This is a genomic window from Bizionia myxarmorum, from assembly GCF_008086205.1.
Taxonomy (GTDB): Bacteria; Bacteroidota; Bacteroidia; order Flavobacteriales; family Flavobacteriaceae; genus Algorimicrobium; species Algorimicrobium myxarmorum.
On record NZ_VSKK01000002.1, the window covers coordinates 13,489 to 32,569 of the forward strand.

18 protein-coding genes are annotated in these 19,081 nt (G+C 32.1%); 11 read left to right on the top strand and 7 right to left on the bottom strand.

Features of this window, described 5'->3' with window-relative positions:
* Positions 1 to 31: 31 nt before the first annotated feature.
* A complete protein-coding gene (locus ES674_RS09085) occupies positions 32 to 391 on the bottom strand; it encodes a hypothetical protein (protein WP_148403693.1) in 360 nt (119 codons plus the stop codon).
* A gap of 350 nt (positions 392 to 741) precedes the next feature.
* Between ES674_RS09085 and typA the strand changes: the two genes are divergently transcribed.
* Positions 742 to 2,541, top strand: coding sequence for a translational GTPase TypA (typA, locus tag ES674_RS09090; RefSeq protein ID WP_148403694.1), 1,800 nt, complete (start codon positions 742 to 744; stop codon positions 2,539 to 2,541).
* Between the two features lie 30 nt (positions 2,542 to 2,571).
* Positions 2,572 to 2,853 (top strand): uroporphyrinogen decarboxylase, encoded by a 282-nt coding sequence (locus tag ES674_RS09095; RefSeq protein WP_394348501.1) that lies wholly within the window; start codon positions 2,572 to 2,574, stop codon positions 2,851 to 2,853.
* A gap of 3 nt (positions 2,854 to 2,856) precedes the next feature.
* Here ES674_RS09095 and ES674_RS09100 read toward each other — a convergent pair whose 3' ends face one another.
* Both ES674_RS09100 and ES674_RS09105 read right to left on the bottom strand, forming a co-directional pair.
* Positions 2,857 to 4,017, bottom strand: coding sequence for a glycosyltransferase family 2 protein (locus tag ES674_RS09100; RefSeq protein WP_148403695.1), 1,161 nt, complete (start codon positions 4,015 to 4,017; stop codon positions 2,857 to 2,859).
* A complete protein-coding gene (locus tag ES674_RS09105) occupies positions 4,001 to 5,287 on the bottom strand; it encodes a hypothetical protein (protein WP_148403696.1) in 1,287 nt (428 codons plus the stop codon). The genes ES674_RS09100 and ES674_RS09105 overlap by 17 nt, the downstream gene beginning before the upstream one ends.
* Positions 5,288 to 5,530: 243 nt before the next feature.
* Here ES674_RS09105 and ES674_RS09110 point away from each other — a divergent pair, with 243 nt between their 5' ends.
* The 5 genes from ES674_RS09110 (at position 5,531) to ES674_RS09130 (ending at position 11,209) form a co-directional block, all read left to right on the top strand.
* Positions 5,531 to 6,463 carry a glycosyltransferase gene (locus ES674_RS09110; RefSeq protein WP_148403697.1) on the top strand — a complete coding sequence of 311 codons (933 nt, stop codon included), beginning with the start codon at positions 5,531 to 5,533 and terminating at the stop codon, positions 6,461 to 6,463.
* Positions 6,464 to 6,507: 44 nt separating this feature from the next.
* Positions 6,508 to 7,815, top strand: a complete 1,308-nt coding sequence (locus ES674_RS09115) for a hypothetical protein (protein WP_148403698.1) — start codon at positions 6,508 to 6,510, stop codon at positions 7,813 to 7,815.
* Positions 7,812 to 8,810 carry a GNAT family N-acetyltransferase gene (locus tag ES674_RS09120; RefSeq protein WP_246126007.1) on the top strand — a complete coding sequence of 333 codons (999 nt, stop codon included), beginning with the start codon at positions 7,812 to 7,814 and terminating at the stop codon, positions 8,808 to 8,810. Before ES674_RS09115 ends, ES674_RS09120 begins: the two co-directional genes overlap by 4 nt.
* Complete coding sequence (locus ES674_RS09125) at positions 8,807 to 9,907, top strand: DegT/DnrJ/EryC1/StrS family aminotransferase (RefSeq protein ID WP_148403699.1); 1,101 nt, start codon at positions 8,807 to 8,809, stop codon at positions 9,905 to 9,907. The genes ES674_RS09120 and ES674_RS09125 overlap by 4 nt, the downstream gene beginning before the upstream one ends.
* Positions 9,908 to 9,976: 69 nt before the next feature.
* Entirely contained in the window at positions 9,977 to 11,209 is a 1,233-nt protein-coding gene (locus tag ES674_RS09130) for an O-antigen translocase (RefSeq protein WP_317132048.1), read from the top strand.
* A 29-nt stretch (positions 11,210 to 11,238) separates the two neighbouring features.
* Here ES674_RS09130 and ES674_RS09135 read toward each other — a convergent pair whose 3' ends face one another.
* Entirely contained in the window at positions 11,239 to 12,375 is a 1,137-nt protein-coding gene (locus ES674_RS09135; RefSeq protein ID WP_148403701.1) for a glycosyltransferase family protein, read from the bottom strand.
* A gap of 122 nt (positions 12,376 to 12,497) precedes the next feature.
* Here ES674_RS09135 and ES674_RS09140 point away from each other — a divergent pair, with 122 nt between their 5' ends.
* Positions 12,498 to 13,574, top strand: coding sequence for a glycosyltransferase (locus tag ES674_RS09140; RefSeq protein ID WP_148403702.1), 1,077 nt, complete (start codon positions 12,498 to 12,500; stop codon positions 13,572 to 13,574).
* Positions 13,571 to 13,981 carry a sugar 3,4-ketoisomerase gene (locus tag ES674_RS09145; RefSeq protein ID WP_148404112.1) on the top strand — a complete coding sequence of 137 codons (411 nt, stop codon included), beginning with the start codon at positions 13,571 to 13,573 and terminating at the stop codon, positions 13,979 to 13,981. The genes ES674_RS09140 and ES674_RS09145 overlap by 4 nt, the downstream gene beginning before the upstream one ends.
* Here the strand turns inward: ES674_RS09145 and ES674_RS09150 are convergent.
* Positions 13,964 to 14,902 carry a glycosyltransferase family 2 protein gene (locus ES674_RS09150; RefSeq protein ID WP_148403703.1) on the bottom strand — a complete coding sequence of 313 codons (939 nt, stop codon included), beginning with the start codon at positions 14,900 to 14,902 and terminating at the stop codon, positions 13,964 to 13,966. The two genes, ES674_RS09145 and ES674_RS09150, sit on opposite strands and share 18 nt — an antisense overlap.
* A complete protein-coding gene (locus tag ES674_RS09155) occupies positions 14,903 to 15,796 on the bottom strand; it encodes a glycosyltransferase family 2 protein (RefSeq protein WP_148403704.1) in 894 nt (297 codons plus the stop codon).
* Positions 15,797 to 15,971: 175 nt separating this feature from the next.
* Here ES674_RS09155 and ES674_RS09160 point away from each other — a divergent pair, with 175 nt between their 5' ends.
* Together ES674_RS09160 and ES674_RS09165 are read left to right on the top strand one after the other, a co-directional pair.
* Positions 15,972 to 17,402, top strand: coding sequence for an MBOAT family O-acyltransferase (locus ES674_RS09160; protein ID WP_148403705.1), 1,431 nt, complete (start codon positions 15,972 to 15,974; stop codon positions 17,400 to 17,402).
* Positions 17,402 to 18,322: a hypothetical protein gene (locus ES674_RS09165; RefSeq protein ID WP_148403706.1), complete on the top strand. Its 921-nt coding sequence runs from the start codon at positions 17,402 to 17,404 to the stop codon at positions 18,320 to 18,322. Before ES674_RS09160 ends, ES674_RS09165 begins: the two co-directional genes overlap by 1 nt.
* Here ES674_RS09165 and ES674_RS09170 read toward each other — a convergent pair.
* Positions 18,319 to 18,999, bottom strand: a complete 681-nt coding sequence (locus ES674_RS09170; protein ID WP_148403707.1) for a cell division ATP-binding protein FtsE — start codon at positions 18,997 to 18,999, stop codon at positions 18,319 to 18,321. The two genes, ES674_RS09165 and ES674_RS09170, sit on opposite strands and share 4 nt — an antisense overlap.
* Positions 19,000 to 19,081 lie beyond the last annotated feature (82 nt).

The window sequence follows — 19,081 nt, forward strand, 5'->3', positions numbered from 1 at the left end:
AGCCTAAATTTTAGATTTCAAAGGTATGTATTTAAAACGTTTTTTTTATGCTATTTCTAATCATCCATAAAGACATGAGAAAATTAGTAACTACGAAAAGACCTCCTACAAAAACGAAGCTTTTAACGGATTCCGAAAAGGAAATTATTTTAAATAGATCTGTTAAGTAAGCCAAAATCATATAAGATGATAAACACACAAAGGTAATTCCTAATGAAAAATTAAGTTGTTTACTTGGTTTTATCAGTTGCCATACAAAGGGAATGGCGAAAAGTAAAATGGGATAAGCGGTAATTCCTTTAACTTTATTAACATCTGTAAACCAATAGGCTATGGCTGCAATGAAATACAAATAAGGGATAAATTTGTAATATTTATGAATCAATTTCATGTTTACAATAAATAAGGGTTAAAATCGTCTATTTTATTTGTAAATAAAGTTTCCTATTATGCTATTAAAAGGCGTGAGTTTTTATTTACTATCAATTATTATACATCGAAATATACGACTTGTTGGCATATTTAAAAAAAATAATAACTTATAATTAACGAATGAGATTGACGAAAAAAAGATGCTATTTTCATTAATAAAAATGCTTTTAGTCTCTTTTTTTAAAGAAAATACTTACAAAAAGTACTGCCTAATGCTAATCTGATGAGGGGATTAACATTTTCTTATTCATCCCTTTAATTACTGCGGAATTTATCGTACATTTGCGCGCTTAAAATACGGCACCATATATGGCTAAAATAAAAAATATTGCAATCATTGCTCACGTCGATCACGGTAAAACTACCTTGGTTGATAAAATTATGCACCACTGTCAATTGTTTCGTGATAACGAAAATACAGGTGATTTAATCCTAGATAATAATGATTTAGAACGCGAACGCGGAATTACTATTACATCTAAAAACGTATCAGTAATTTACAAGGACACAAAAATTAATATTATTGACACACCTGGTCACGCCGATTTTGGTGGAGAAGTGGAACGTGTATTGAACATGGCTGATGGTGTTTGCTTGTTAGTGGATGCTTTTGAAGGTCCAATGCCTCAAACACGATTTGTATTGCAAAAAGCTATTGATTTAGGTTTAAAGCCTTGCGTAGTTATAAATAAAGTAGATAAAGAAAACTGTACTCCTGAAGAAGTTCATGAAAAAGTATTCGATTTAATGTTCGAACTCGGAGCAGAAGAGTGGCAGTTAGATTTTCCAGCAGTTTACGGTTCAGCTAAAAATAACTGGATGAGTGACGATTGGAGAAACCAAACAGAAAACTTGGAGCCATTATTAGATATGGTTCTGGAGCATATTCCTTCTCCAAAAATTCAAGAAGGAAATACACAAATGTTAATTACATCTTTAGACTTTTCATCTTTTACAGGACGAATTGCTATTGGTCGTTTAACACGAGGTGAACTTAAAGTTGGTCAAAATATTTCGTTAGTTAAAAGAGACGGAAGTATTGTGAAAAATAAAATTAAGGAACTTCATACTTTTGAAGGCATCGGTCGTAAAAAAGTAGATGAGGTTCAAACGGGTGATATTTGTGCTATTGTTGGTCTAGAAGGATTTGAAATTGGTGATACTGTTGCCGATGCAGAAAATCCTGAAGGTTTAAAAACAATTGCTATTGATGAGCCTACAATGAGTATGTTATTTACTATTAACGATTCGCCATTTTTTGGTCAGGATGGTAAATTTGTAACATCGCGTCATATTAAAGATCGTTTATATAAAGAACTTGAAAAGAATTTAGCACTTCGTGTTGAAGGAACAGATAGTGCTGATAAATTTATGGTTTTTGGCCGTGGTGTATTACACTTATCAGTTTTAATTGAAACGATGCGTCGTGAAGGTTATGAGCTTCAAATTGGTCAACCACAAGTAATTATCAAGGAAATTGATGGTCAGAAATGTGAGCCAATTGAAGAAATGACTATCGATTTACCAGAAAGTGTTTCGGGAAAAGCTATAGAAATGGTAAGTATGCGTAAAGGTGAAATGACAAGTATGGAAGCCAAAGGCGAACGTATGATCTGTCAGTTTTTAGTACCTTCTCGTGGAATAATTGGTTTACGTAACCAATTATTAACAGCAACTGCTGGTGAAGCTATTATGTCACACCGTTTTAAAGAGTATCAGCCCTTAAAAGGTGGTATTCCAGAACGTCAAAACGGAAGTTTGGTATCTATGGAGAAAGGTCAAGCCATTCCTTATTCTATTGATAAACTTCAGGATCGTGGTAAGTTCTTCGTTGAGCCAGGTGAAGATATTTACGAAGGTCAAGTTATTGGTGAAAATTCACGTGGTGATGATATGGCCGTTAACGTAACCAAAACTAAAAAACAAAGTAACGTTCGTAGTTCTGGTGCTGATGATAAAGCTAAAATTGTTCCGGCAATTAAATTTTCTTTAGAAGAAGCTTTAGAATATATTCAAAAAGATGAGTATGTCGAGGTAACACCAAAACATATCCGTGTTCGTAAAATATATTTAACAGAAACAGAAAGAAAACGTAACAAGCATAAATAATTTATTTTTATTATTTAAATTAGTATAAATTTGAGAGGAATCCGTAAAAACGATTCCTCTTTTTTATCTCAAATATTTATGGAAGATATTTATGGAGTTTCCCTGACGGAATGGGTTGGTTATCTAGCTATGGCGGGATTGCTTATTTCCTTTACTATGAAGGATGTTAAGAAATTACGGATCATTAATACCATAGGTTGTATACTTTTTGTTACCTACGGATTTATGCTACAAACAGCTTGGCCTATCATCATTTCTAATGGTGCCATTGCTCTAATTAACTTGTATTATTTAGTGATTACGAAGGATTAAAAATTAATTCTGATTGTTCTTTAAACCGAGTATACTGAAAAATAGGCTGAAAAATATAACCTGCATTCCAAATAAAATGGTGAATACAGCAGGTATTATTATTCGTAATGTTTGTGATGGATTTAAGTTTCCAAAGTCAGAATCTTTCCAAATAGATATGCCGTAAAAACTTAAGAAGATACCAACCAAAAGTAATAGTACACCTAGAATTAACCCCATTTCTAGATTCAAGTATTTAAACAATTTATCATAGCGATTGCTTTTAGGAAGTAGGCCGTTTTCTACAGCGTATATTTTGGTGAGTGCGTAAAATAAAATAAACTGAAATCCTATCAAAATTAAACTAGCTGTGTACAAAAGGGTGTGAATATCCAACATAATATGTTCTACAATCACGGGTTGAATAACCAATAATGTGGATGCTATAAAACCTAAAACCATAAATAGTATTCCAGGTATTAAAAACAACCAAGTTGGACTATAAAGTAATAAAAAACGTAAATGCCGCCAACCATCGCGCCAGGTATTTAAATGCGGCGGTCTGGTTCTGCCATCTGGACTTAATACGGTCGGAACTTCGGAAATTGATAAGTTGTTAAGTTTCGATTTGACAATCATTTCTGATGCAAACTCCATTCCAGTTGTTTGTAAATTCATCTTAAGGAAAGCTGTTTTAGAAAACCCGCGTAAACCGCAATGGAAATCGCCAATTTTAATATTGAAAAACAACTTCCCAATAAAGGATAATACTGGATTTCCTAAATATCGATGAAGAAAAGGCATAGCACCTTTTTTTATGCCGCCTTTAAAACGGTTTCCCATAACTAGGTCATCACCTTCACGTAATTTTTCTAAAAAGGGCATTAGGTTTTCAAAATCGTAACTATCATCAGCGTCTGCCATAATAATATAAGTGCCAGAAGCCGCTTCAATACCACCTCTTAAAGCGCTGCCGTAGCCTTTTTCAGGTACGGGAATTACATTGGCGCCTAGTTTATTGGCAATAGCTTGAGATCCGTCAGTACTGCCGTTATCCGCAATGATGATTTCACCTGAAACCTGATTTTTAGATAAAAAAGATTGTGCTTTTTTAATACAAACCTCTAAAGTTTCCGCCTCGTTTAAGCATGGCATTACAATCGATAATTCAACTATTTCTGACATCTTTGATATACTTAAAAATTAAAACGAAAATTAAAAAAAACAAAGAGTAATTATAAAATAAATATCGCATAATAGAATGACTGGCTAATGCAACGGCCATGCCGTTAGAAATAATTAGTGCGGATAGAAACAATAGGATATAAATGTACTTATGGGCGTTAAATATTGATTTAAAAGCAGCAAAAATCATAATAGCTAAAATAAGGAAAAACAGAAATTGTGATTTAAAGCCGTGAATAAAATTACTATAATTTAAATGAATCCATTTATTAAAATTATTTTTCACTAATACGGGGTACATGCCTTTTGCTGCCATTTCAATTTGATAGCTTGCTTCTTCAATTGGGTAACCTTTATTTACATAATATTCAGTGCCACGTTGATGTAAGGTTAAGTTGCAAATCTTTCCTAAATTCAGATGGAAATCCTTATAGTAATCACCATAGGATGCTCTTTCTTTACTAGACATAAGCCAATTATTCTCTTCAAGAAAAGTATGGCAATCTTTATAAATATTTTGGTAATCTTCATTATCAAAGCTGTAAACATCATCAGCTTCGCTCACATAAAGTGCCGATGCAGACGCATTAATATAGGTGAATGGGGTAGAAATAAATAAACCATCTTTAAGTTGTTGATAAGTTTTATCTAATAAAACTAGAGCCAAAGGTGCCAGTAAGAAAACTAGTAGTCTGGTTAAAAAAATACGTTTAAAAATAGTGGCTTTATATTTAAAGACATAAACAATAGCAATTACAATGGGAAGCATTAAAAATTGACCACGGGTTAAAACTAAAAGTGTATAACTGGCTAGTAGAAACAAGAAGGATTTTCGTGTTTCATTTAGTAAGAAATCTATTGAGAATGCTAGAAAAAATAAATACATAGGATAGCTCAATCCTTCAGAAGTTACATTATTTGCAACCTCTAATGGCGCGAAAAAAGGAAAAATTAAAAGACCAATAAAAATCAGCTTCAATAAAAAGTTTAATTTTAGAAGGCGCTCAACTTTTAATACCAAAATGTAAACAGCAAATAGGCCTAGGAATGCTTGAATTAAAACAAGGAAAAAATCAAAATAATTCTGAAAAATCAATTTAATAGCACGAACAAAAATAGGATAGCCCGCAGATCTGTAACTATTGGCATTAATATAACTTGGTGAATCTGGAGAATAAATAGCGCCTTGAAATATGCAGTAAACCAAAACCAGCGAATAGATGATAAACTCAACGCTGCTCTTATAAGTTATTTTTGGTTTCTTAAACAATGGTTAGAGGTACTTATTATTCATAAAGTGAGGAAAGATAAACAATAAAAGCGCTTTAGGATAATCAATTTTTTGAAAATTGTAAGAATTATAGGGTTGGAGTAATTATATTTGTTTCATTAGCTGTAGCGCATATTTAAAAATGTCTTTTGATATTTTAAGTTATATTTACCCTAATGCCTTATTTAATGTTTGTCGATAAACTAAATCGTGAAACCATATTTTTGATTTTATAAGTATTTAATGAAAAAAATAGCCATTCTATTACCATGTTATAACGAAAGTTCTGGAATTGGTATTCTCCATAATCTGTTGGTTTCTGAATTAGAAACTTTACCGTTTTTATTTGAATTAATTTACATTGATGATGGCTCTTTAGATGATACTAATGCTTGTATTCAAAATTTAAATATAGCGTCGCCTTCTATTAATAATACACTTTTAGCTTTGGATTTTAATATGGGCCATCAAAAGGCCATCCAACAAGGTTTATTATATGCTGCCAATAAAAATTTCGACAATGTCATCATTATGGATGCGGATGGTGAAGATGATCCGGCAGCCATAAAAGAATTATTAAACTATACCAACATGGATTTGGTTCAGGTTGTTCGCGGAAAGCGCAATGAAAACTGGCAGTTTAAATTTTTTTACCGTTTATATCAAAGTCTGTTTAAGTTGGTAATAGGCAAACGCTTAAATTTTGGTAATTTTTGCATGTTAAGTCCCAAGTTGGTTCGTATTGCGGCAGAGAGTTCTTTTGTGCATTTAGCTGCTTTTTTAGATAATCAAAAATGTCAAAAAACGAAAGTAAAATGGGATCGTGCACAACGTATTACGGGCGAATCTAAAATGGGTTTTAAAAATTTATTTTATCATGCCGTAAATTCCTTTGTAGAAAACGCACAGAGTTTATTATTTGTTTTTATCAAATTAAGCATGTTTTTAATTTTAGGAATTCTAATTCTAACGGGGTTTATTTTATACAAAAAATATGCTATTAATGTCGCTATTCCAGGTTGGAGTAGTACCTTGATGGCCACATTATTTAACTCGCTATTAATAAGTTTAGGTGTTTTTGTTTTAGGCTCACTACAATTAAATATTTTAAGTAAACAGTCATCAAGCAAACAAGTTATTCATTATAAACTTATAGATATTACAAAGAATTGGTAAGTTTGAAATTGTAATTTTTTAAATGAATAAAGTCTACACAAAACATGATAAAAGATAAGAATATACTATACATCAGCGCCTACGGATTGCTGGCTCGTATGCTCTTATTTTTAGTTTTTTATACACATGTTACCATGTATCCTGACAGTACTGGCTATACAGACCTTGCTGAGCATATCACTTCTTTAACTTACTCGGATTATGATGGCATGCGAACGCCAGGCTATGCTCTTTTAATAGCGCTATCCTTTGGGAATCTTTATATAACCGTTTTTTATCAATTTATAATAGGCATATTAACAGCGGTTGCTTGGTATTTATTATTGCTAAATTTAAGGTTCTCGAAAAAACAAAGCTTATATATCACCTTATTTTTACAAACGTTTATTCACGTTTACTTTTTTGAAACCGCAATTCTTATGGAATCGTTGGTTTTGTTTTTAACGTCTTTAGTTTTCTATTTAATAACAATACAGAAACCCACGTTTGTTATCCATCTTTTACTTGGTGTAATATTTGGTTTTCTAGTGCTTACCAAACCGTTTTATCTCTTTATGCCATTTTTGTTCTATGGCTTTTGGTTTTTAAAAGAACCAAGAAATTATAGAGCATTGGTATCTCGATTTATAGTTCTCGTTTTTCCAATACTTGCCTATTTAGGATGGTCTTCTGTTATCAAAACACATCATGGTTACTTTTCTTCTACCACTTTAATGGGCATTTATTTGGCTCAAAATTGTGTGCGTTTTGCTGAAAAATCTCCTGACGACTTTAAATGGCTTTCGGAACCTTATGTAACATACAGAGAAAAATCTATTGCTGAAAACAAAGATATTGCTATGTCTATTTGGTATGCTTATGATGACGGCGCTTATGATAAATACCAAATGCCGTTTTCCGAAATATCTAATGAATTTGCCCAATATGCCAAAGTAACAATTGCTAATAATCCTATGGAGTATCTGCATCAAGTTATTTTTTACTCTTGGCGCGATTTCTGGAAACCGACTATTTATTGGAATTATAACGACTTCAATTTTAAAAATGCGAATAGATATTTTCTTGCCATTTGGAACATTCAAAAACCCATTTTATATATTTTTAGAGCCTTATTTTTGGTGCTTGTTCCAATTTTGATTATTAAAGCCATAAAAAATAGAACCATGGATGTTGGATTTATCATTATGTCTGTTATATTTATAGCATCTGTACTGCAAGCTTTGCTCACGTATGGCACGAATAATAGGTTCAGTTTTCCTTTCGAATTTTTAATAATAATTACTGTCGTAATGTATTTTAGGGATAGAGAGTGGTGGTTTTTGAAGCCACTTGTAAATAAATTAAAATTTTGACGCATACTAATTTAAATAATACGCCCTACAAAGTCCAATTTTACGATTCCACTTTATATTCCGAATGGAATAAACTGTTGAGTGACGCTAAAAATGCAACCTTTTTATTTCATAGGGATTTTATGGAATACCATCAAGATCGTTTTCAAGATGCCTCCGTAATGGTTTTTAAAAACAAAAAATTAATCGCTGTTTTTCCTTCCAACCAAAAAGATAAAATTATTTTCAGTCATCAAGGTTTAACCTATGGAGGTTTGGTTTACAGTTCCAAATTGAAATTTCAGACCGTTTTAGATTGCTTCAAAAGTTTACTTCTATTTTATGAATCTGAAGGATACGAAACTTTAAATTTAAAACAATTACCTTCTATTTATAGCAAAGTTCCCAATGCTGAATTGGATTTTTTGATGTTTCTAATGGACGCCCAATTATCAAGACGCGATATATTGTCTGTTGTGAAACTTTCTGAAAAAGTAGCGTTTTCAAAAGACAGAAAAGATGGTGTTAAACGCGCTATTAAAAATCAATTAGTCGTAAAAAATGATGATTATTTTGATGATTTCTGGAATACCATTCTCACTCCAAATCTAAAAGAGAAACATGACGCGCTTCCTGTACATTCTTTGGAAGAAATAAAATTTTTACATGCTCGTTTTCCCAAACAAATAAAACAATTCAATGTTTACAGAAACGATAAGCTAGTAGCTGGAACAACTGTTTTTATTAGCGATCAAGTGGCGCATTCCCAATATATTTCTGGTAACGAAAACAATAATCAATTAGGAAGTTTAGACTTTTTACATGATTATTTATTGAAAACTGTTTTTAAAGATAAACCCTTTTTCGATTTTGGCATTTCCAACGAAAATCAGGGTAAGAATGTGAATTCTGGTTTACAATATTGGAAAGAAGGTTTTGGAGCACGCGCCATTACCCAAGATTTTTATACATTGCCTATCCGTAATCACCTAATGCTAAACGGAGTCATGTTATGATCAAGTTTCTAGATTTACAGGCTATCAATGCACGTTATGAAACAGCTTTTCAGGAGAAATTCTCACAATTTCTTAAGGAAGGTCATTATATTTTGGGTCCGGAAACAGAATCTTTCGAAGCCAATTTTGCCGCATATTGTGGAACCAAGTATACCATTGGTGTTAGTAATGGCTTGGATGCTTTAATCTTAATTTTTAAATCATACATAGCTTTAGGTAAATTAAATCCAGGAGATGAGGTCATTGTTCCTGCAAATACGTTTATCGCCAGTATTTTAGGTATTATTCATGCTGATTTAAAACCAGTTTTAGTTGAGCCAGATGAAAAAACCTTCAATATAAATACAGCAGAAATTGAAAAACAGATCACGCCGAAAACCAAAGCTATTTTAGTTGTGCATTTGTATGGGCAATTAGCTGATATGAACAAAATTCTTCAAATTGCAAAAAAACACCAATTACTAGTTATAGAAGACGCCGCTCAAGCTCATGGTGCTCAAAATAATGATGGTTTAAAAGCTGGAAATTTAGCAGATGCTGCGGCCTTTAGTTTTTATCCAGGTAAAAATTTGGGCGCATTGGGTGATGCTGGCGCTATAACTACTAATGATAAAGATTTGGCAACTGTAATTACCGAATTGCGTAATTATGGTTCTACAGAAAAATATGTAAATACACGTTTAGGATTTAATAATAGGTTGGACGCACTGCAAGCCGCTTTTTTAAGCATTAAATTACCCCATTTAGATGCTGATAACTCCAGAAGACGAGACATTGCCAATCGCTATCAAGGCGAAATTAAAAATCTTAAAATAGGATTACCATTTTACGATGGATCTAAAAATCATGTATTCCATGTGTTTATAATTCGTGTTGAAAACAGAGAATCTCTTGACAATTATCTGAAAGAGAGCAAAGTGGAAACGCTAACTCATTATCCAATTCCACCTCATAAACAAGAAGCTTTAAAATTATATTCAAATTTACATTTACCTATAACTGAAAGCATTCATAACACCGTTTTAAGCATTCCCATAAGTCCAATAACGACGGATTCAGAAGTATCTAAAGTCATAAATTTACTAAACGCCTATTAAGTGAAGCGCCTATTAAACTATATTAATACGAATGTTTTGTTTAAGGTGGCTTCTTTAAACTCGGTTTCCATGATTGTTAAAATCATATCGGGTTTTTTGACGTCCAAAGCTATTGCGCTTTATGTAGGAGCAGAAGGCATGGCTTTAATAGGAAATTTGCGAAATTTTTTAAGTTCCGTTCAAGCTTTATCTATTCTTGGATTTTACAATGGTGTTGTAAAATACGTAGCGGAGTTTAAAGAAAATATGCGGGAATTAAGCAAGATAATTTCTACGGTATTCTATCTAGGATTTATCTCCACCGTTCTGATTTCCTTTTTCTGTTATTTTAATGCCGAAGCTATTAATAATTATGTCTTTTCCTATTATAATGATTACGCCTATGTAATTAAAATCATGGCCATAGCCTTACCCTTTTATGCGCTTAACATGTTTATTTTTAGTATTTTGAATGGATTTTCCAGATACAAAACGCTAATCGTTATAAATATTATTGGACAGATTTTTGGTTTGTCTATAACACTTTTATTAATATATAAAGAACATATAGAAGGTGCTTTAATTTCTGTAGTCATAGCTGAATCTTTATTGTTTTTTATATCTCTAGTAGGCATTGCAAACAGACGGAGTTTAAGTTCTTTAATTAAAGTAAAAAACATTAATCTTCAAACCTTAAAGAAATTAAGCTCCTTCTCCGTAATGGCTATTTTTTCTGCATTTTTGTTACCGCTAGTTGCCATTGCTATCCGAAATTATATTACCGATAATGTGGGTTTAAAAGAAGCCGGATTTTGGGAAGCCATGAACCGGATTTCTCATTATTATTTAATGTTTGTGTCTTCTTTATTAACGCTTTATATTTTACCGCGGTTCTCGGAAATTGATAACAAGAAAGAATTTCGCGCTGAAGTTTTTAATTTCTACAAAACAATTATTCCGATTTTTGCGGTGGGTTTATTTCTGATTTATATATCTCGAAAAATTATTGTTTTGGTCGTTTTTTCAGAGGAATTTAATCCTGTTTCCGAATTGTTTTTATGGCAGCTATTGGGTGACTTTATTAAAGTACTTTCTATTGTTATTGCCTACCAGTTTTTAGCAAAAAAAATGTTCTGGCATTATATTATAACAGAAGCATTTTCAGTCGCTATTTTATATGCAACCAGCATTTATTTTATAGATATTTACGGGGTAAAAGGCGCCAATATAGCCCATTTTGTAACCTACGTTCTATACTACGGATTAATATTATTAATTTTTAGTAGTTCTTTGTTTGGTGTGATTTCTGAAGATGATTCGTGAGTGGATTATGCAGATAAAAATTCTAAAGATTAAGATTCCCAAGCGGTCAAGTACTTTTGAGCTATAGAAATATGTTGATGTTCCCGTTCAATAAAGAGACGCGCATTATTTGATATTTCAGTTATTTTTTCAGGATTTAAAATAAGCCATTCCAATTTTTCAGCAATGTCTTCAGCGTTTGGCAAGGCATTTATTGCAACGGTGTCTTCCTTTAAGTTATAATATTCTAGCCATTCTTTTTCGGCTCCTGTAAAAACTACTTTTCCTTTAGCCATAGCTTCCAAGGCGTTATAGCCTTGGTCATAAGCATAAACTTGATCTAATAAAATATGCGTGGAATTGTACGATTCTATATATTCAGAATATGGTAAACTTCGCGCTTCAATTATGTCAATTTTAGATGCGTATTTATCTTCTATAATCTTTAAAGCAGCATCAAAAAAATCATTTCCTTTCTTGTAGTAATTGCGTTCATTAATACCATGAAAAATAATAATTTTATTTCGAGTTTCTTCAGCTTCAAACTTTAACTTTTCTATGTTTATAGGGTTGGGAATCATACCTAAATATTTGGGATGCCCTTTTAGTGGTAAATGATAATCCAAATCTGAAGCAATAACACCTTTGATATTCTTAAAAATAAAGTGGTGTAGTTTCTCGTAAGATTTTAGGCGCCATTTTATAACATGCCAATAATTGGCTTTACTAACTTTCTGATCTTCATAAGGTGTGAAAATGGAATATTTGAATTTTTTCTCAAAGGCATATTTTACACTAATATAATCTGTACCGCAAGATAAAAGGAAAACGTTTTTATTGTTTTTAAAAATAAAATCCAACAAAGTCATTTCCGTTTTTGGAACCGTACTAAAAACGTGTTCGTTGATAAGTTGAACCACATCATAATTGACTAACTGGCTCTTGTGTTTTTCGAATTGTCTTTTTGTACGTATTGATGTTAAATCGGTGCCTGTTAGTTTGTAAATCACCTTCTTTATAAAAAGGGGAAAACCCGAATTATAAGAATTTTCAAAACGAATATCTACCGGGTAATTTTTAAAGTCATCCGCAAACCCTGCAATGGTAACCGTATGGCCCAAAGTCTTCAAACCTTCTTTTAAAGAGTTGTGCAGTCTGCTATATTCGCCAATTAATAAAATATTCATTTAAAAAGTACGGATCTTTTCAGAAATTTGCTTGATAAACTAAATTGCACATAAAAGCAATTCGTTTACTATATTTGATTTCTAAATAATTATTCTTGCAAAGTAACAATAAAAAGATTTGTTTGGTAGTTTCCTCGTTGGGAAAAGGCGGTGCACAGCATGCTGCCGCTTTGCAATCTATGTTACTCTCTAATTTGGGTTATGATGTGCATATTGTTACCATTTTTCCCGAGGTTTATTATAGGTATTCTGGAACTCTATTCAATCTAGGTCTTTATAAGTCCAAAAAAGATTCCGTATCTAATAGAATTTCCAGACTTTTTAAATTTCGAAGTTATCTAAAATCTCAAAATTTTGATGTGATTATTGATCACAGATCTCGTGTGCAAGGTTATAGAGAATTTTTTATTTCGAAATTTATTTACAAAGGGCCAACCATTTATGTCATTCATTCTTTTGAAAAAACGATCATGTTTCCTAAACAGGATTGGTTAAGTCGTTTTTTATATAAAAAAGAACAATTAGTAGGTGTTTCTAAAGCTATTACAACCCATTTTAAAGCTAAATTTAGCCTAAAGCATATTTCCACCATTCACAATGCTTTCGATTTCAAAGACATCCAAAAGCGTGCTATAGAAACAGTTTCTGATTCATTTTTAGAATCTAATTATATTCTGTTTTATGGAAGACTAGATGACCAATCTAAAAACTTGAAACTACTTGTTGAAGCTTATAGTATATCCAAATTAGTTGAAAATAACATAATGTTGCTAATTCTTGGAAGTGGTTCTGATCAAGGCATTTTACAGGATTATGTGAAACTGTTAAAGTTAGAACCCAACGTTGTATTTAAACCAAGAACAGACAATCCTTATCCTTACGTGAAACATGCGAAATTTACCGTGTTAAGTAGTCGTTATGAAGGTTTCCCTATGGTTTTGCCGGAATCATTAAGTTTAGGAACACCTGTTATTTCAGTGGATTGCCAATCGGGTCCTAATGAAATAATCCAACATAAACATAATGGATTGTTAGTTCCTAATTATAATGCGAATGCACTGGCAGATGCCATGAATAGTCTTATATTTGATGAAACATTATACAATTTTTGTAAAAAGAATGCGTCAGAAAGCGTTCAGCCATTTGCCATGGAACGCATTGCGAAACAATGGCAAGATTTATTAAACACCATGCCATGAGTAGCCAAATAACCGATTTAAAAATAATAGATATTCCAAAAGTTCAAGATCCGCGTGGGAATTTGGCTTTTATAGAAAAAGATATTATTCCGTTTCCTATTAAACGTGTCTATTACTTATATGACGTTCCAAGTTCTGCACATCGGGGCGGTCATGCACACAAAAAGTTATTTCAAGTTTTGGTAGCTTTAAGTGGCAGTTTTGAAGTGCATTTAAAAGATGGTGACAATGAAACGAAAATCACCTTAAATAAACCCGATAAAGCGTTGTTAATTGTGCCAGGTATTTGGCGGGAAATTGGCAATTTTTCTTCAGGCTCTGTATGTTTGGTATTGGCATCAGAAGAATATGATGAAGAAGACTATATTCGTGATTATGCCGATTTCGAACTATTTAAACGGACTTAAATTTATATGAAATTGGCGTAAAGTCTTTTGTGCTTTCATTAGAAGAGCTAACATGTTTTTATTGCAAACTAGTAAAAATCGCTGCTTTCCATTCAAATTACTTGTGTCTAAATGTTTTAAATAATGCGCTTGTTGCTCTTTATTATTGGCTAATTTATATTGAAGCGCAATGGAAAAACGATTGACATCCAAATATTTTTTTAAAGAAGAATTCGTCTTTGTAGCATTTTCATAGACATCTAAATCTAAAAACTGACGTAAATTGGTATTGGAATTTGAAATTCTATTCTCTGCATGTAAATTATAAATGGCACTAACCTGATTGCTAAAAGCTATTTTATAATTTAAGGCAATCCTGATCCATAAATCCGTGTCTTCGCCAGCACCCAGCGTTATTTTTTCGTCAAAACTACCTAAATTTTCTAAAACATTTTTTGGAACAACTACAGCAGAAGTCCAAGCAATACAACTGACCATGCTAGATTTAAAATAATCTTCTACAATACCATTCCAATTTTCTGGAATATCTACATAGTGAGATTCTAGAGTGATGCTAGCTAATTTTTTAGTGTAAGCTTTGGCATATAATCCACAATTAGGATAGGTTTCAATCAACTCTTTTAAAGATTCTAGATGACTGGGAAACCACAAGTCATCAGCATCTAAAAAGGCAATGTATTCCGAAGTTGCTTTTGAAACACCAAAATTCCGAGCATGTGAAACGCCTTGATTTTTAATAGTATGAATTGTAATTCGGGAATCCTTGATTTTAGTTGCAACTTCTAAACTCGTATCTGTAGATCCATCATTAACTATAATTATTTCAAAGTCTTGGTAGGTTTGATCCAATGCGCTTTGAAGCGTTTTTACAATAAAATGTTCCTTATTGTACAGCGGAATAATGATGGAGAAAAATGGCATTTATTTGGTGTATAGTTTACAAAGGTAGCTTAATCGGCATAAATCAAAAATGAATAGCGAAGGTTTTTTAGAAAGCAAATTTCGCTTAAAATAAGCTTCAAAAATGGTATACATCAAAGCTAATACATAATGAAGTCCGAACGGTTTGAGTTTGAAAAAAACACGGGTTATTTTCGTGTAATCCTTGGGAATTAGTCCTTGTTTTAAAAATAAATATAAGGCATCAACGGATTCTAAAGATTTTTCTAAAAAATGACTACTTTCCTCTAAACCTAAATGGTATGTTGGGTTTTCAATATGGGTAACTTCAATATCTGCTAATTTCAAATTATGTGAAAAAAGCGTGTCTTCATGCCTTAAATTAGGAATGTTTTCATTGAAAGCTACTTTTGAAAAAACACTTTTTTTAATCAAAAAATTCAGTGTTAAAAATGATAAGTACACATTTTTATTTCTATTTACTGTTGAAAGAGCTTCACGCTCATTCCCGTAAACCCAGCGTAAAAGATGACTTTGATTGGGTTTTTCTTCAACATATAAAATACCGCCATAAATTACTTCCGTTTTTTCAGTGATAGCTTCAAGATATTTTGAAATAAAATCGTTGTTTTTTGGTAAAACATCAGCATCTAAAAATAGTAACCAATCAAACTTGGCATTTTGCGCTAACAAATTCCGGATAGCACTTCTGCCCATATTTTTGGTGAAAACGGTATAAGATGTATGTGGTAAATTATGAATGGATTGGTTGGTTTCAACTACAGATTTATTTGTTGAAGCATCATCATAGCAGCAAATTTCAAAAGGAATGCTTAATTCTGAAATTTGCGCATGGATTTCCTTAACAAGGCGGCTAATATCATAATTGTATGTGGGAATTAAAATGGATAGCATGCGCTGTGTTTAGTCAATCTGCCAAAACTACATAAATAATAGGAGTTTTTAATGCCTATCAATTGATTAATTGGAAATATGCGTTTTGGCATAAAAACATATATATTTACAAATTATTGATTACTTGAAGTTTCATCCATCAGAAACCCAAAAACCAAATTTTATTTAAAACTGTATGCTTTTTAACACTGTAGATTTTGCCATTTTTCTGCCAATAGTCTTCGTGTTATATTGGTTTGTTTTTAATAAAGCCCTAAAAGTTCAGAATGTATTTTTAATTTGTGTCAGCTATTTTTTCTATGCCTGTTGGGATTGGCATTTTTTAGGCCTCATTCTTTTAAGCTCATTGGTAGATTATTATGTAGGTCGTTATTTAGCACATACAATTGATAAAAACAAACGTAAATTGGGCCTTATTGTAAGTTTGGTTACTAATTTAGGTATTCTTGCCTATTTTAAATATTATAATTTCTTTGTAGAATCTTTTATAGATGGATTCACGCTTTTTGGCGCTTCTCTGGAAGCTTCTACCTTACAAATTATATTACCCGTTGGAATCAGTTTTTATACCTTTCAAACATTGAGTTATACTATTGATGTATATAGAAACAACATAAAACCAACCCAGAATATTATTGCTTTTTTAGCTTTTGTTAGCTTCTTTCCGCAACTAGTTGCAGGACCTATTGAACGCGCATCCAATTTATTGCCTCAATTTACCAAGGTCAGGCGCTTTAATTATAGCAGTAGTGTTGATGGTTTAAAACTTATTCTTTTAGGCCTTTTCCAGAAAATGGTTATTGCAGATAATTGTGCTGTCATTGTAAACCAAATATTTATGAATTATTCGGAGCAAAGCGGTAGCACCTTATTTTTTGGTGCTTTCTTTTTTGCATTTCAAATTTATGGTGACTTTTCAGGCTATTCCAATATTGCTATAGGTTCTGCAAGGATTTTAGGTTTTAATTTGATGCAAAACTTTAATATGCCTTATTTATCGCGGAATTTAGGGGAGTTTTGGAGGCGTTGGCATATTTCCTTATCAACTTGGTTTCGAGATTATGTTTACATTCCTCTAGGTGGTAATCGTGGGTCTAAAGGGAAAGTGATTCGAAATGTATTTATTGTGTTTTTAGTAAGTGGTTTGTGGCATGGCGCTAATTGGACGTTTGTTATTTGGGGTCTTATTCATGCTCTTTGTTTTATTCCTTTAGTTATAATCGGAAGTAATGCTAAATTTCAATCTACAGCGGATAAGGGTCGATATCTGCCATCTTTAAAAACAATATTTCAGATTGGTTTAACCTTCTTTATAGTTGTTTTAGCTTGGGTATTTTTTCGTTCAGAAAACGTAAGTCATGCGCTTTTGTATATAAAGGGAATGTTTAATTGGTCCTTGATGAGTATGCCTCAAGTTTCTAAAGGCTTAATTTTATTTCTAGTGGTTTATATGATTTTTGAATGGCTGCAACGCGACAAAATCCATATGTTGGATATTAGCTTTATAAAATCTAAACCCATTCGAATACTAATTTATTACACGCTAGTATTTATTGTATTCTATTTTGCTGGTAATACGCAACCTTTTATTTACTTTCAATTTTAATGAAACAATTTTTAAAATATACGCTTCTGTTTTTATTACCAGTTTTGGTTATAATCCTGCTGGTGGAAATATTTTACAGATCCGTTCCAAATAATTACACGTATAAACATGAGTTAATTGAATCTCAAAAAGAAACTGTTGAAACACTCATTTTCGGTGATTCACATACCTTTTATGGCTTAAACCCCAAATATTTTTCATCAAAAACTTTAAATATGGCCAATGTAAGTCAGACATTGTATTTTGATAAACTGTTATTTGAAAAGTATATTTCAGAAATGAAAAACTTAAAACATATTATTATTCCTTTAGAATATACCACGATGAGTCAAGTGGATAATACCCAAGAAGATATTTGGCGAAAATACTTTTATGCCGAGCAAATGGAATTAGACGTGCCGTTAATTACCTGGTATGATATTAGGAAATACAGTTTGGCATTTACGCAGAAATTTGGTGTGACTGTACGTTATTATAAAGAATATAAAAAAAACAAAACACTTGTTGGTTGCGATGATTCCGGATGGGGAAACACCTATATATCGGCTATAGATTCCACAGAAATAGACGAGTTAGCTAAAATTATTTCTAGGAAGCACGATGATGCAACTTCTGATTTTTCAGTAAATAAGAAGCGTTTAAATAGTATTATTGAAACGTGCATTGCCAAAGATATTCAAGTAATATTGGTAAATATGCCCGTTAGCCAACCTTATTTAAAATTATTAAATCAAGAAGAAGTTCAAGGTATTGTAGATTTAACCCAAGAATTAGGATTTCAAAATGAAAACGTTACAGCTGTAAATTTGCTTTACGATACACGCTTTCAGTTAAACGATTTTCACGATGCCGATCACTTAAATAGTAAAGGCGCTAAAAAATGTAGTCAGATTTTAAATGCTATTTTAGAAGCTAATTAGGCTTTTCGTTGCACTACTTCATACACCTGATTGTCATCACATTTTAAAGTTTTACTCGGATATTTTAAGAGCAAGGCGTAATCATGGGTCGCCATTAAAATAGTATTCCCATTTTTATTGATTTCGCGCAAAACTTCCATCACTTCAATGCTGGTTTGTGGATCCAAGTTTCCAGTTGGCTCATCAGCTAAAATTAATTCGGGATTATTTAACAATGCGCGTGCAATGGCAACACGTTGTTGTTCGCCACCAGAAAGTTCATGTGGAAATTTGAAGCCTTTGGTTTTCATATCAACCTTGCTTAAAACTTCATCTACGCGAGCGCTCATTTCTTTTTTGTCTTTCCAACCGGTCGCTTTTAAAACAAATAACAGGTTTTCATCAACAGTTCTGTCCGTTAATAATTTGAAATCTTGAAAAACAACGCCCAATTTCCGACGTAAAAACGGGATGTCTTTTTCTTTTAAATCGCGTAAATCAAAATCAACTATGCTACCTTCACCTTGAGTTAAAGCTAAATCGCCATAAAGGGTTTTCATGAAACTACTTTTTCCGGACCCTGTTTTACCAATTAAATACACAAAATCACCCTTGTTAATTTCCACATTAACATCAGATAAAATTAAACTATCGCCTTGAAATATAGAGGCATCCTTAAGATAAAGTACGTGCTGCATGAATTTTTAAACTAATAATTGAAACGTTTTATTACGCATGACAAAGTACGTAATTAATGACAAAACGTGAAAGTACAATGTT

Coding starts and splice junctions, on each gene's coding strand:
- ES674_RS09145 (WP_148404112.1), top strand. CDS start 13,571: ATGAGTAGCCAAATAACCGATTTAAAAATAATAGATATTCCAAAAGTT.
- ES674_RS09135 (WP_148403701.1), bottom strand. CDS start 12,375: ATGAATATTTTATTAATTGGCGAATATAGCAGACTGCACAACTCTTTA.
- ES674_RS09170 (WP_148403707.1), bottom strand. CDS start 18,999: ATGCAGCACGTACTTTATCTTAAGGATGCCTCTATATTTCAAGGCGAT.
- ES674_RS09155 (WP_148403704.1), bottom strand. CDS start 15,796: ATGCTATCCATTTTAATTCCCACATACAATTATGATATTAGCCGCCTT.
- ES674_RS09130 (WP_317132048.1), top strand. CDS start 9,977: ATGATTGTTAAAATCATATCGGGTTTTTTGACGTCCAAAGCTATTGCG.
- ES674_RS09115 (WP_148403698.1), top strand. CDS start 6,508: ATGATAAAAGATAAGAATATACTATACATCAGCGCCTACGGATTGCTG.
- typA (WP_148403694.1), top strand. CDS start 742: ATGGCTAAAATAAAAAATATTGCAATCATTGCTCACGTCGATCACGGT.
- ES674_RS09150 (WP_148403703.1), bottom strand. CDS start 14,902: ATGCCATTTTTCTCCATCATTATTCCGCTGTACAATAAGGAACATTTT.
- ES674_RS09110 (WP_148403697.1), top strand. CDS start 5,531: ATGAAAAAAATAGCCATTCTATTACCATGTTATAACGAAAGTTCTGGA.
- ES674_RS09160 (WP_148403705.1), top strand. CDS start 15,972: ATGCTTTTTAACACTGTAGATTTTGCCATTTTTCTGCCAATAGTCTTC.
- ES674_RS09165 (WP_148403706.1), top strand. CDS start 17,402: ATGAAACAATTTTTAAAATATACGCTTCTGTTTTTATTACCAGTTTTG.
- ES674_RS09125 (WP_148403699.1), top strand. CDS start 8,807: ATGATCAAGTTTCTAGATTTACAGGCTATCAATGCACGTTATGAAACA.
- ES674_RS09085 (WP_148403693.1), bottom strand. CDS start 391: ATGAAATTGATTCATAAATATTACAAATTTATCCCTTATTTGTATTTC.
- ES674_RS09100 (WP_148403695.1), bottom strand. CDS start 4,017: ATGTCAGAAATAGTTGAATTATCGATTGTAATGCCATGCTTAAACGAG.